Origin of the sequence: Demequina zhanjiangensis (assembly GCF_030418315.1) — a bacterium.
GTDB lineage: Bacteria > Actinomycetota > Actinomycetes > Actinomycetales > Demequinaceae > Demequina > Demequina zhanjiangensis.
Genome location: NZ_JAUHPV010000005.1, coordinates 194,125 through 207,035, shown reverse-complemented (window position 1 = coordinate 207,035; position 12,911 = coordinate 194,125). Strand labels below are relative to the sequence as shown.

The window sequence follows — 12,911 nt, the reverse complement described above, 5'->3', positions numbered from 1 at the left end:
CGGCGCGGCACCGCTCAGTCCTCGAGGATCGCCGCCCGCAGCCACTCCGCGGGGACACCGAGCCCCTCGACGAGCGGCAGCGCGTGGGGCCGCAGCTCGCGGCACAGGGCATCGATCTGGTCGCCGATCGCCTTCGACCGGCCGGTGGAGATCCTCTGGTGCTCCATGAACCAGGCCCGGTCCTCGTGGATCGAGCTGAGCGCGTAGAGCGAGCACACGCGCTCCATCACGTCCCTCGTCTCGGGGTCCTCGCACGCGTCGAGCGCCTCCATGAAGGCCTCGAGCACGAGCCGTTCCACGTGCGCCCTCGCGACGAACTGCATGTGCCCACCCAGGCGGTTGATCGCCTCGAAGCGGTCTCCCCCTCCCTTCGTGGCGGCGCGGATGCGGCGCGCGAGCGATCCGAGCGCATGCTTCTCGCGCTCCTCGAACATGAGCGCGTGCCAGCCGCGATCCACGAGGGTCGTGCTCTCAGGCCCCCGGCGCGCGGTGTCGGCGAGCCTCTGCGAGAGCAGGCGGGCTGACGTTCGCTCCCCGACTGCCTCGCCGACCATGCGCGTGGTCGCCTGCATCACGCCCGCGCGATCGAGCGCCTTCCACTCCTCCGCGTAGCCGCCGAGCATGCCCTTGGCCACGAGCTGCAGGAGCACCGTGTTGTCACCCTCGAACGTGGCGAACACGTCCACGTCCTCGCGGATGCCGACGATGCGGTTCTCGCTCATGTACCCGGCTCCGCCGCAGGCCTCGCGGGCCTCCTGGACCGCGTCGTTCGCGAAGCGTGAGGTCATCGCCTTGAGGCCCGCGGCGCGCAGCTCGAGCTCGCGCTGGTCCTCCTCGGTGTGCTCTCCCCCGCCCTGGATGTGGATCAGGCGGCCCGTCAGCTCGTTCTGCGCGAAGCCGAGCGCATAGCTGCGCGCCACGAGCGGCAGCAGGCGTCGCTGATGGGTCTGGTAGTCGAGGAGCAGCACCCCCTCCGGACGCCCGGGCGCCGGGAACTGGCGGCGCCGCAAGCCGTGGCGGACGGCGATCGACAGCGCGCGGCGCGCGGCGATGCCGGAGCCGGCTGCGATGCAGACCCGCCCCCTCACGAGCGTGCCGAGCATGGTGAAGAACCTGCGGTTCGGGTTCTCGATCGAAGACTCGTAGGTCCCGTCGTCGGCGATGCCGCCGTAGCGGTTGAGAAGCATGCGGCGAGGCACGCGCACGTGGTCGAAGCGAAGGGTGCCGTTGTCGACGCCGAGCAGTCCCCCCTTATGGCCGTGATCGCCCGTGGTGACGCCAGGAGCGTCCCGACCTTCATCGTCGCGTATCGGCACGAGCACCGTGTGCACGCCATGGTTCACGCCGTCCACCTGAAGCTGGCCGAACACTGCCGCCATGGTGCCGTGGGTGGCGGCATTGCCCAGGTAGGCCTTGGTCGCGCCGGGCGTCGGCGAGTGCACCTCGATCTCGTCGGTCTCGGGCAGGTAGGTGAAGGTGGTCTCGAGGTGCTGGACGTCGGACCCGTGGCCCAGCTCCGTCATCGCGAAGGCCCCGAGGAGCCTCAGGGCGGTGATGTCCGGCAGGTAGGTCTCGTGGTGCCACTCGGTTCCCAGGTTCATCACTGCGCCGCCGAAGAGCCCGAACTGCACGCCGGACTTGATCGTGACCGAGAGATCGCCGTGCGCGAGCGTCTCGAAGGTCACGACTGCGGTGAGGGGGTCCGAGACCGAGTTCGCCCCGTCGGGCACGCCTGCAGAGCCGAACCCTGCCGCCTCGAGCTCGCGAAGGCGATCGAGGACCCAGTCCCGCGACTCCTCGACGCCGAGCTCCGGGTCGCGCAGGAGGTTCTCAGCGGGGAACTCCGCGCGGGCCGCCGCGCGCTCATGGCCGTACGGGCCGTCGAGCTGGGCGCGCAGCCGGGAGCCGAGGCTCGTGAGCCGCTCCGAGGGCGTCTGAGATGAGGGGCGGGTGTCGGTCGACGTCATTGTCGGTACCTCCATGGGTGTCGGGGTCAGGGAGCGGTCGCCTCCATGAAGGCGGGACCGAAGAGCGTGGTGATCTGCGTGACGACGCTGTCTCGCGGGGGACGCGGGTCTGAGGCCATCCAGTGGTCCGCGGAGGCGCGGATGAACCCGACGAGGCCGTGTCCCCACGTCTCGCTCGGAGCGGGATCGAGCCCGCGCATCACGAGGTGGGCTGCGATCGCGTCGGCGACGTGAGCGCCCATGAGGTCGGTCAGGGCGCCTGCCGGATCCAGGCTGGGATCGGCAGCCGAGGGTGGGCGGTGCAGCACGAACCGGTAGATCTCCGGGTCACGATCCACGAGCCGCATGTATGCGTCGGCCAGGTCGTGCACAAGCGAGGTCAGGTCCCCCGCCTCCGACGCCTCGAGCGCGGCCGTCAGGCCGTCGTGGATGTAGTGGTGCACCGAGTCCACGATCGCGGCGTAGAGGCCCGCCCTGTCGCCGAAGTGACGGTAGATGACGGTCTTGGAGGTGCCCGCACGGGCAGCGATCTCGTCCATGCCGACGCTCGCGCCGTGGGCGCGGATGGCTCGGAGCGCATGGGAGACCAGCTCGCGTCGCCGCTCCGCGCGGTGCTCCGCCCAGCGGGTGTCCCTGCCGTCCACTCTGACCCCGGTCATGACGTCAATATACCGCGTACTCGGAGTATCTGCTACCGTCGGTATCGGTGAAGTTCCCACACTCAACGGAGGCACCATGAACCACGACGTCGTGGTGGTCGGAGGCAATCGCACGCCGTTCGCCAAGTCGGGCGGCCCGCTGCGCGAGGCCTCGAACCATGATCTGCTCACGTCCGCGCTCGACGGGCTCGTCGCCCGCTACGGACTCGCCGGCACGCGCGTAGGAGAGGTGGCCGCAGGCGCCGTCCTCAAGCATCCGCGCGACTTCAACCTCACCCGCGAAGCTGTCCTGAGCTCCGCGCTCGCCCCCGAGACCCCGGCGTGCGACCTGCAGCAGGCGTGCGCCACCGGGCTCGAGACGACCATGTACATCGCGAACAAGATCGCGCTCGGTCAGCTGACCCACGGGATCGCCGCAGGCACGGACACGGCATCCGACGCGCCCATCTCCGTGAGCGACCCGCTCCGCCGCATCCTGCTGCAGGCGAGCGCCGCGCGTTCCGCGAAGGCCCGGCTCGCCGCCTTCGCGAAGCTCCGTCCCTCCCACCTCGCTCCCCTGGCGCCCCGTGTCGAGGAACCCCGCACCGGACTGTCGATGGGCGAGCACCAGGCGCTCACCACCGAGCGCTGGCAGGTCACCCGCGAGGAGCAGGACGAGATCGCCGTCTCCTCGCACCGCCACCTCGCCGCCGCGTGGGAGTCAGGCTTCTTCGACGACCTCGTCACCCCGTACCTGGGCCTCGCCAAGGACGCGATCCTTCGGCCTGAGACCTCCATGGAGGCGCTCGCGAAGCTGCGTCCCGTGTTCGGCGGGGACAACGGCACGATGACGGCAGGCAACTCGACAGCGCTCTCCGACGGCGCGGCAGCGGTCCTCCTCGCCGATGCGGCCTGGGCCAAGGAGCAGGGCCTGCCCGCGCTGGCCCGCATCGTCGACGCTGAGGTCGCCGCCGTCGACCACCCCACCGGCGCCGACCTGCTGCTCGCGCCGGTCGCGGCCACCGGAAGGATCCTCGCGCGGCAGGGGCTCAGCATCGCCGACATGGATCTCGTGGAGATCCACGAGGCGTTCGCCTCGACCGTCGCCGCGACGCTCAAGGCCTGGCAGGACGAGGACTACTGCACCTCGGTCGGTCTCGACGGAGCGATCGGCACGATCGACCGCGACCATCTGAACGTCACGGGCTCGTCGCTCGCCACCGGGCATCCGTTCGCCGCCACCGGCGCGCGGCTGGTCCCCACGCTCGCGAAGCTGCTGCACGAGCGCGGTCCCGGATCCCGAGGGCTGATCTCGGTATGCGCCGCCGGCGGCCAGGGGCTCGTCGTCCTCCTGGAGGCGGTGTGATGTCAGTGCTCGAGAAGGCGTTCACGTCCCCCGTCGGTCGCAAGGTCGCCGCCAAGGCCGGGCTCGCGGAGCCGCCCAGGCTTCGTCGCGGCCGCACCTATCCGTCCGGTCCGATCGTGCTGGCCGCCCTCGGCGACTCCACGCTCGGCGCGGACACGCTCACACTGCTCGGCCGTCCGTACGAAGCGCCGGTGCTCGACTCGGGCGACGATCCGGTGCCCGGCTACGGCGACAGGATCGGTGCGCTCGTCGTCGATGCCACGGCGCTGACCCGCGTCGACCAGCTTGAGCAGCTGCGTGCGGTCCTCCGCCCAGCCGTACGCGGCCTCGAGGGCGCCGGAAGGATCATCCTGCTCGGCCGGCCAGGCACCGGCGACTGGGAGCAGCGGTCCGTCGCCCGCGCGCTCGATGGCATCGACAGGACGGTCGCCAAGGAGCTGCGCAAGGGGGCCACGTCGAACCTGGTGCGGGTGGCCGAGGGCGCAGGCCCCGAGCAGCTCGCCTCGACGCTCGACTTCGTGCTGCAGGGCCGGTCGGCCTTCGTGGACGGCCAGACGTGGCAGGTCGAGCCTGCCGACGAGGTCGCGCCTCACTCCCAGCGCCCTCTCGACGGGCGCGTGATCGTGGTCACGGGCGCCGCACGGGGCATCGGCGCCGCGATCGCACGGACGCTCGCGCGTGACGGTGCCACGATCGTCGCCGTGGACATCCCCGCCGCAGGGGAGTCGCTCGCCGCCGTCGCCAACGAGGTGGCCGGGACGGCCCTCCAGCTGGACATCACTGCCCCCGACGCGGGCGCACGCATCGCCGCCCATGTGGCGGCGCGCGCTGAAGGGATCCACGGAATCGTCCACAACGCCGGCATCACGAGGGACAAGATGCTCGCCAACACCGACGCGGCGCGATGGGCCTCGGTGCTCGAGGTCAACCTCGTCTCCCAGATGAGGATCAACGAGGTGCTTCTCGACCCCAGCGTGGACGGTGGGCTGCTCAGCGGCGGCCGGATCGTCGGAGTCGCGTCCACCTCCGGGCTCGCGGGCAACAAGGGTCAGACCAACTACGCGGCCTCCAAGGCGGGCGTCGCGGGTCTCGTGCAGGCCATGGCCCCCGATCTCGCCGCGCGTGGCATCACTGTCAACGCGGTCGCTCCGGGCTTCATCGAGACCGACATGACGGCGCGCATCCCGTTCGTCCAGCGCGAGGTGTTCAGGCGGTCCAACAGCCTGAGCCAAGGTGGTCGACCCGTCGACGTGGCCGAGACGATCGGATACCTGCTCGACCCTGCGTCCCAGGGCGTCACCGGTCAGGTCGTCAGGGTGTGCGGTCAGAACCTGGTGGGTGCGTGATGACCGTCGCGGCACAGACGTTGAACGCTCCCCCGGCGATGGGTCCCGCGTTCGCTCACGCGTTGCTCCCTTCCCGTTCGCACACCGCGCGCATCCCCGCGCACGCGGCCGTGGTGCAGGACTGGACGCCCGACCCCGCCCGCCTCGCGGAGTACAGCCGGGTGTGCGGCTTCACCCTGCGTTCGACGGTGCCGCCGACGTGGCTGCACGTGCTCACCTTCCCCCTCCACGTGCATCTGCTCGGCGACAGGTCGAGCTCGGTGCGGCTCGTGGGGGCGGTCCACGTGAGCAACGAGATGACGCTGCACCGGCCCGTCGGCGCCACGGAACGGCTCACCCTCGAGGTGCGCGCCGATCATCTCCGCCGGCACGCCAAGGGCGCGCTCGTGGACCTCGTGGGCCAGATCCGCGTGGACGACGAGGTGGTCTGGGACGGCGTGAGCACATACCTCGCCCGCGGGGTGGAGGTCGCGGGCGAGCCCGCCAAGATGCCGCACCTCGGCTTCGAGCCCGGCATGCCGCAGGGCCGCTGGCGACTGCCCGCGGACCTGGGGCGCCGGTACAGGTCCGTCTCGCACGACCCGAACCCGATCCACACGAGCCGCGTGATGGCGCGCGCCTTCGGCTTCCCCCGCCCAGTGATCCACGGGATGTGGACTCACGCCCGGGCGCTCGCGGCCCTGGAGCAGCGGCTGCCGGAGTCGTACACCGTTCGGGTCGGGTTCGCGAAGCCGCTCCTGCTGCCCGGAACCGTCGGCTTCAGAGCGTACGAGGACGACGATGTCCTCCACGCCGCCGTCACGTCGCGCGATGGGGCGCGGCCGTACATGGTGATGGAGATCGACCGCTAGGTCCGCTCCCTCCACGCCGACCAGGCCCGCGGGTCGGCGTGGACGCAACACTGAGAACGGGTAGCCTGTGTGGGCCTCGGCCTGAGCCACGCTCGGTCCTCGGCGGCTCGCGCATCACTTCATACCGTCAAGGAGGATGGCCCATGGACGAGACGACGCACGGTCGCGTCGACGACCCGGTAGGCGGCGAGGACCGTCCCTGGTTCGACTACTACGGACCTTCGGTGCCTCGCACCATTCCTGAGCTGACCGAGGTGTCGCTCGGCGAGCTCGCCGCTGCGGCCGCCGCCACCCACGGCGATGCGCCGGCGTTCTCCAACCTGGGCGGCACCCTGTCGTTCAACCAGGTCGACGCGCTCGCGACCAGGTTCGCTGCCTTCCTTCAGCACGACCTGGGGCTGCACAAGGGCGACCGCTTCGTCATCCAGATGCCCAACGTGCTGCAGTACCCCGTGGCGTTCTTCGGGGCGCTTCGTGCAGGACTCGTCGTCGTCAACGCGAACCCGCTCTACACGACACGCGAGATGGTGGGCGTCTTCAAGGATGCCCAGCCCCGGGCGATCCTGGTGCTCGCCAACTTCGCCCACAAGGTCGAGGAGGTGCTCCCCTCGACGTCCATCGAGCATGTGATCGTCACCGAGGTCGGGGACCTGCTGCCTCAGCCGAAGCGGACCATCGTGAACTTCGTCGCCGACAAGGTGAAGAAGATGGTGCCCGACTACCACCTGCCCCACGCGGTCCCGTTCCGCAAGGCCATCGCGCTCGGTCGCACCGAGCGTTTCACCGACCCCGGGGTCACGCTCGACGACATCGCGCTGCTGCAGTACACGGGCGGCACGACGGGAGGCGCCAAGGCCGCCATCCTCACGCACCGCAACCTCCTGTCCAACCAGGAGCAGTTCATGGCGCAGATCCGCGCCACGCTAGGCGAGGAGCGGCAGTCGACGATCATCGCGGCGCTCCCGCTCTATCACGTGTTCGCCTTGACGGTGAACTGCCTGGGCTTCTACCGCTTCGGCTCCCACACCGTGCTCATCACCAACCCCCGCGACATCAAGGGGTTCGTCAAGGAGCTCGACAAGGCGCGTCCCGACGGGATCATGCTTGTCAGCACCCTCGCTGGCGCCCTCCTCGACGAGCCGACGTTCAAGGACATCGATCTCAAGCGGCTCAGCCTCACCGTCGCAGGCGGCATGGCGGTCCGCACCGCGGTCGCGGAACGGTGGAAGGAGACGGTCGGCACCGAGATCATCGAGGGCTACGGCCTCACCGAGGCCTCCCCCGTCGTCTCCGTGAACCCCACGCACATCCCGCCGCGGATCGGCACCATCGGCGTCCCCCTGCCCTCCACCGACGTGCGCGTGGTGGACGACGAGGCGCGCCCCGTGGGGATCGGCACCGCCGGCGAGCTCGCGGTGAAGGGGCCGCAGGTGATGCGCGGTTACTGGAACAACGATGAGGAGACGAGCCGCGTGCTCACCGAGGACGGCTGGCTCCTCACGGGAGACGTCGCGGTGATGTCCGAGGACGGCTTCTTCACCATCGTCGACCGCAAGAAGGAGATCATCGTCGCGTCCGGCTTCAACGTGTACCCGGGCGAGATCGAGGACGCCGCCATGATGCACCCGCTCGTGGCGGAGGCGGGCGCGATCCCGATCCCCGACGAGCGTGCGGGCGAGGTGCCGAAGCTCTTCATCGTGCGCCGCGACGACTCGCTGACCGAGGAGGCGCTCAAGGCCTTCCTCAAGGAGCGGCTCACCGGCTACAAGCGCCCCCGCGTGATCGAGTTCATCGACGAGATGCCCAAGACCAACGTGGGCAAGGTGCTGCGGCGCGCGCTGCGCGAGCGCGAGGCCGCATCGCAGGACTGAGCAGGACGCGCCGGAGCGCGCTCCGGCCCGCATGACGAAGGCCGCCCCCGTCGCGCAGACGGAGGCGGCCTTCGTGCGTGACGTCAGCGAGTCGCGGCGTGCTTGCCCGCGATGTACCCGAAGACGAGGGCCGGGCCCAGCGTCGACCCGGCGCCCGGATAGGTCCGTCCGACCACGGATGCCGAGCAGTTGCCCGCGGCGTACAGCCCGTCGATGACCGCACCCTTCGTGTCGAGCACCCGCGAGTGCTCGTCGGTGAGGAGGCCGCCCTTCGTGCCGAGGTCGCCGAGCACGATCTTGATCGCGACGAAGGGCCCGTAGGCGATCTCGCCCAGGTTGGGGTTGGGTCCGTGCGTGGGGTCGCCGTAGTAGTTGTCGTACGCGTCGTGGCCGCGGTCGTAGTCCTGGTCCACGCCGTCGCGGGCGAAGCCGTTGAACCGCTGGATCGTGGCCTTCAGGTTCTCCTTGGGCACGTCCATGGCCTCGGCCAGCTCCTCGAGGGTGTCCGCCTTCACCGCGAGACCCTCGTCGTAGAACTTCTTGGAGCCCATGAGGAACGCGTTGTTCATGTAGCGGCGACGGTGCCGACGGTCCAGGATCATCCAGCTCGGCTCGGAACGCTCCATGCCGTTCTCCAGCATCGCGTGGCCGAAGTCCACGTAGCTGGTGGACTCGTTCACGTACCGCTTGCCGTCCTGGTCCACGACGATCGTGTACGGCATCGACCGCTCGGAGACGAGGAAGATCGGACCGCTCTCGGACGTCGGCGCCACAGACGGCCCCCACCACGCGTCGTCCATGAGCGCCACGTCGGCGCCGTGCTTCATGCCGATCTCGATCGCGGTGCCGGTGTTGTAGGGGTTACCGGAGGAGCTCCCCTCGACGCCCTGGTACTTCAGGCGCATCTCCTTGTTGTGATCGAAGCCGCCCGCCCCCAGGTGCACGCCCTTGCGGGTACGGATGCGGCGCTCACCGTCAGGGCCGGTGACAACCGCGCCGACGACCGCACCGTCCTCCACCACGAGGTCAGTGAGGGGCGTCGAGAGCCGCACGTCGGTCCCCTGCTCGAACTTGGAGATCCACATCAGGCGCGCGGCGAGCGACATCCCCAGCCCCGAGAGCCGCTGGAGGGTGACGAGCCCGCCGAGCGTGCGGAAGACCATCTTCGCGCCACCGATCATGCCGGAGAACGTCGACCACGCGCGTGCGAGCAGATACGTGTCTCCCGCGAAGAGCGGGATGGGCGGGAGCTCCTTGCGCGCCGAGTCCCACCAGTCACCGAACTTCTTCGTGTTGAACGGCGCAGGTTCGACCGTGCGGCCACCTGCGATGCCGCCGGGCAGGTCCGGGTAGTAGTCCGGGTACGCCTTCGCGGGCTTCCACACCATGCCGTGGCGCTCGAGCCACGAGAACACGACGGGTGCGTGGTCCACGAACGCCTCGCGTCGCGGCAGTGACGATGCGGGCCCCACCTCCTCAGGCGTGCCGACGCATGCGTCGAGATAGGTGAGCACCTTCTCCTTCGAGTCGTCGACACCGAGTCGCTTCATCGCGGGGTGCGTGGGGAGCCAGCAGCCGCCGCCGCTCATCGCCGTCGAGCCGCCCCACTTGTCGGATCCTTCGACGACCACGACCTCCACTCCCTCATCGGCAGCCGCGATCGCGGCGGACATCGCCGCCGCTCCGGTGCCGACGACCAGAAGGTCGATCTCCTCGTCCCAATGAGCCATCTACGTCTCTCCCTCTAGACAGACCGGACAGCGTTGTCCGGTTGCTCCATGCTAAAGGGTTGCACGTCGATCCTTCCACCCGCCCTCGGCGGGCACGCGCACACGGCGTCAGGCGACGTGCTGCTCCATCCTCCCGAGCGGATCCTCGATCCGGGAGTAGGGAACCGCAGCGCCGTGCGCGAACGACGCCCGCGCATCGAGGACTCGCTGATTCCTGCTGCCCCGGTGAGGCAGCGTCAGGTCACGGAGCTCATGCTCGTACCGACCGTCGACGAGCACGTCGATCTGCGACAGCAGCGCACGCTTGTCCTCCGAGTCGACGATCAGCTCCTCGAACGTATAGCCGGTCCAGCACCAGATGTCCTTGGCGCTGCCGAACCGCTCACGCAGCGCCGTCACGATGCTCAGCGCCACCTGGGTGTTGAGGAACGGCTCACCGCCCAGGAGCGAGAGCCCCTGGATGGACTCGTGCGCGAGGTCGGTGAGGATCTGCTCCTGCAACGCGTCGTCGTACGGCCTGCCGCACCGGAAGCTCCACGCGTCCTCGTTGAAGCAGCCGTCGCATTTGAACAGGCATCCGCTCACGTAGAGGCTGCATCGCACGCCCTCGCCGTCCACGAATGAGAACGGCTTGTAGTCGGCGACGTAGCCATGGCTCACCTTCTCGGCGACCCAGAGCCGAGGGATGGGATCGCGGGCCATCGTCGGCGGCTACGGACGGGAGGTCGGCGCGCTGCCGCCCTCGTGCCCGGCAGAGAGCGGCACCCGGACGTCGCCGTCCATGTGCTTGACGCGGGAGGAGATCTCCACGTGGCGACCGTGCACCATGGGGCGCTGCTGGGGGTTGCCGAGGTAGCCGCACGTGCGCTTCACGACGTCGCACGTGCGAGGGTCCTCGTTCCCGCATGAGGGGCACGCGAAGCCTTCCGCCGTGGGGTCGAAGTCGCCGGCGAAGCCGCACTCGTAGCAGCGGTCGATCGGGGTGTTGGTCCCCAGGTAGCCCACGCGGTCGTACGCGTAGTCCCAGACAGCCTCGAGCGCCTTGGGGTTCTGGCGCAGCACCGGGTACTCGCAGTAGTGGATGAACCCGCCACCCGTGAACGGCGCGTAGTCCTTCTCGAAGTCGAGCTTCTCGAACGGGGTGGGGTTCTTGCGGACGTCGTAGTGGAAGCTGTTCGTGTAGTAGTCCTTGTCGGTGATGTCAGGCACCGAGCCGAACCGCTCCTTGTCGAGCCTGCAGAAGCGGTCCGTGAGGCTCTCGGACGGGGTCGAGTAGACGCTCACCCAGTAGCCGGACTCGGACGCCCAGGTCAGCGCGTGATCCTTGAGCGTCGCCATGACGCTCAGCGTGAGCTCCTTCGCCTCAGGGTTCGACTCCCACTCGGGCCCGTAGAAGGCCGTCGCGACCTCGTACAGGCCGATGTAGCCGAGCGACACGGTCGCACGCCCATTCCGGAAGAGCTCGTCGACGTCCTGCCCGGCGGACAGACGCTGCCCGAAGGCACCGTGCTGGTAGAGGATCGGCGCGTTCCCAGGCACGGCCTCCTTGCACCGGTCGACCCGGAACATGATCGCGTCGCGCATGGTCTGCAGGCGCTCCTCGAGAAGCGCCCAGAAGGCGCCCAGGTCGCCGTCGGACTCGAGCGCGATGCGAGGAAGGTTGAGCGTGACCACGCCGAGGTTCATGCGACCCTCGACCTCGTCCTCCCCTGCCTCGTTGGTCCAGCCCTGGAGGAACGACCGGCAGCCCATCGGGGCCTTGAACGAGCCGGTGATCTCGACCACCTTGTCGTAGCTCAGGATGTCCGGGTACATGCGCTCGGTCGCGCACTGCACCGCGAGCTGCTTGATGTCGTAGTTGGCGTCGCCCTCGGACAGGTTCAGCCCGCGCTTGAGCGTGAAGAGCAGCTTCGGGAAGATCGCCGTACGCCCCTCCTTGCCCAGGCCGCGCCTGCGGATCTGCAGGATCGCCTTCTGGATCTCCCGCTCGTACCAGCCTGTGCCCAGACCGAAGCCGACGGAGGTGAAGGGGGTCTGCCCGTTCGAGGTGAAGAGCGTGTTGATCTCGTACTCGAGCGACTGCATCGCGTCGTAGATGTCCTTGCGCGTGCGCTCCTCGACGTAGGCGAGCCGCTTGTGCTCGTCGTCGATCCAGCGCTCCGCCTCGGACGCGTGCTTGTCGTAGTTGAGCTTGGCGTAGGGCGCCAGGAGCTCGTCGATGCGGTTGACGGTCGCACCCCCGTACTGGGACGACGAGACGTTCGCGATGATCTGTGCGATCTGCGCGGTGGCGGTGCCGATCGACCTCGGGGGCTCCACCTGCGCGTTGCCGATGCGGAAGCCCTTCGACAGCATCGACTTGAAGTCGATCAGGCAGCAGTTCGTCATGGGCGCGTAGGGGTGGTAGTCGAGGTCGTGGTAGTGGATGTCGCCCTTCTGGTGCGCGTTCGCGACGTGGGGCGGGAGCATGCGCAGACCGATCGACTTGCCGACCATGCCGGCGGTGAGGTCGCGCTGCGTGTTGAAGACCTCGGCGTCCTTGTTGGCGTTCTCGTTGACGACCGTGTGGTCCTTCTCGAGCAGCTTGTTGATCGAGTGGTTGAGGTCGGTGGCCTGCGAGCGGGCGAAGTCGCGCTGGACGCGGTAGTCGATGTAGGCGCGGGCGACGTCGTAGAGGCGAGCCTCGAGCAGGACGTGCTCGACCACGCTCTGGATCTCGTAGATCTTGACGGTGTCGGCGAAGCGCGTGGCGATCTCGGCGTCGATGCGTGCGACCATCTCGTTGACGGTGCGCTCATCGAGCGGCGACAGGGGTCCATTGACCTCCTTGTACGCCTTGATCAGGGCGGCCCGGATGCGCGAGTCGTCGAAGCGCAGCGTCCGTCCGTCGCGCTTGACGATGTTGAGACCTGCGGTGGTCGCGGTCGTGGTGGACGCCTCTGCGGCGCTGTCGCTCTCGACGATGCTCACGGTGTCTCCCTCCTGTGGCAGCGACACGTCCCGGGGCCGGCACCTTGCCGACTGTCAGCCGCCTCCACCACAACATCTAGTGTTGCTTCGGTGGATTCACGCTAGATGTCGTAGTCGAACGGCTCTGGGCCCTTGGTCCTACACTCAGCCCCTGAAGGCGTCTTGCCGTCTT

The 12,911-nt window shown here is 69.0% G+C and carries 9 protein-coding genes; 4 read left to right on the top strand and 5 right to left on the bottom strand.

Annotated elements, in window-relative coordinates:
• Positions 1–14: 14 nt before the first annotated feature.
• A complete protein-coding gene (locus QQX04_RS09680; RefSeq protein ID WP_301128597.1) occupies positions 15–1,967 on the bottom strand; it encodes an acyl-CoA dehydrogenase family protein in 1,953 nt (650 codons plus the stop codon).
• 26 nt (positions 1,968–1,993) lie between these two features.
• Entirely contained in the window at positions 1,994–2,626 is a 633-nt protein-coding gene (locus tag QQX04_RS09675) for a TetR/AcrR family transcriptional regulator (protein WP_301128596.1), read from the bottom strand.
• 76 nt (positions 2,627–2,702) lie between these two features.
• Between QQX04_RS09675 and QQX04_RS09670 the strand changes: the two genes are divergently transcribed.
• The 4 genes from QQX04_RS09670 (at position 2,703) to QQX04_RS09655 (ending at position 8,039) form a co-directional block, all read left to right on the top strand.
• On the top strand, positions 2,703–3,971 hold the full coding sequence (locus QQX04_RS09670; RefSeq protein WP_301128594.1) for an acetyl-CoA C-acetyltransferase: 1,269 nt from the start codon (positions 2,703–2,705) through the stop codon (positions 3,969–3,971).
• Complete coding sequence (locus tag QQX04_RS09665; protein WP_301128592.1) at positions 3,971–5,317, top strand: 3-oxoacyl-ACP reductase; 1,347 nt, start codon at positions 3,971–3,973, stop codon at positions 5,315–5,317. The genes QQX04_RS09670 and QQX04_RS09665 overlap by 1 nt, the downstream gene beginning before the upstream one ends.
• Positions 5,317–6,168 (top strand): MaoC/PaaZ C-terminal domain-containing protein, encoded by an 852-nt coding sequence (locus tag QQX04_RS09660; RefSeq protein ID WP_301128590.1) that lies wholly within the window; start codon positions 5,317–5,319, stop codon positions 6,166–6,168. Before QQX04_RS09665 ends, QQX04_RS09660 begins: the two co-directional genes overlap by 1 nt.
• A 143-nt stretch (positions 6,169–6,311) precedes the next feature.
• The gene (locus QQX04_RS09655) at positions 6,312–8,039 is read left to right on the top strand and encodes an AMP-binding protein (RefSeq protein WP_301128589.1); all 1,728 of its coding nucleotides are present in this window, start codon (positions 6,312–6,314) and stop codon (positions 8,037–8,039) included.
• 83 nt (positions 8,040–8,122) lie between these two features.
• Here the strand turns inward: QQX04_RS09655 and QQX04_RS09650 are convergent, their stop codons facing one another.
• The 3 genes from QQX04_RS09650 to nrdD all read right to left on the bottom strand — a co-directional run bounded on the left by QQX04_RS09650 (position 8,123) and on the right by nrdD (position 12,739).
• Positions 8,123–9,769, bottom strand: a complete 1,647-nt coding sequence (locus tag QQX04_RS09650) for an FAD-binding protein (protein WP_301128587.1) — start codon at positions 9,767–9,769, stop codon at positions 8,123–8,125.
• Positions 9,770–9,877: 108 nt separating this feature from the next.
• Positions 9,878–10,471 carry an anaerobic ribonucleoside-triphosphate reductase activating protein gene (gene nrdG / locus QQX04_RS09645; protein ID WP_301128585.1) on the bottom strand — a complete coding sequence of 198 codons (594 nt, stop codon included), beginning with the start codon at positions 10,469–10,471 and terminating at the stop codon, positions 9,878–9,880.
• 9 nt (positions 10,472–10,480) lie between these two features.
• Positions 10,481–12,739: an anaerobic ribonucleoside-triphosphate reductase gene (nrdD, locus tag QQX04_RS09640; protein ID WP_301128583.1), complete on the bottom strand. Its 2,259-nt coding sequence runs from the start codon at positions 12,737–12,739 to the stop codon at positions 10,481–10,483.
• Positions 12,740–12,911 lie beyond the last annotated feature (172 nt).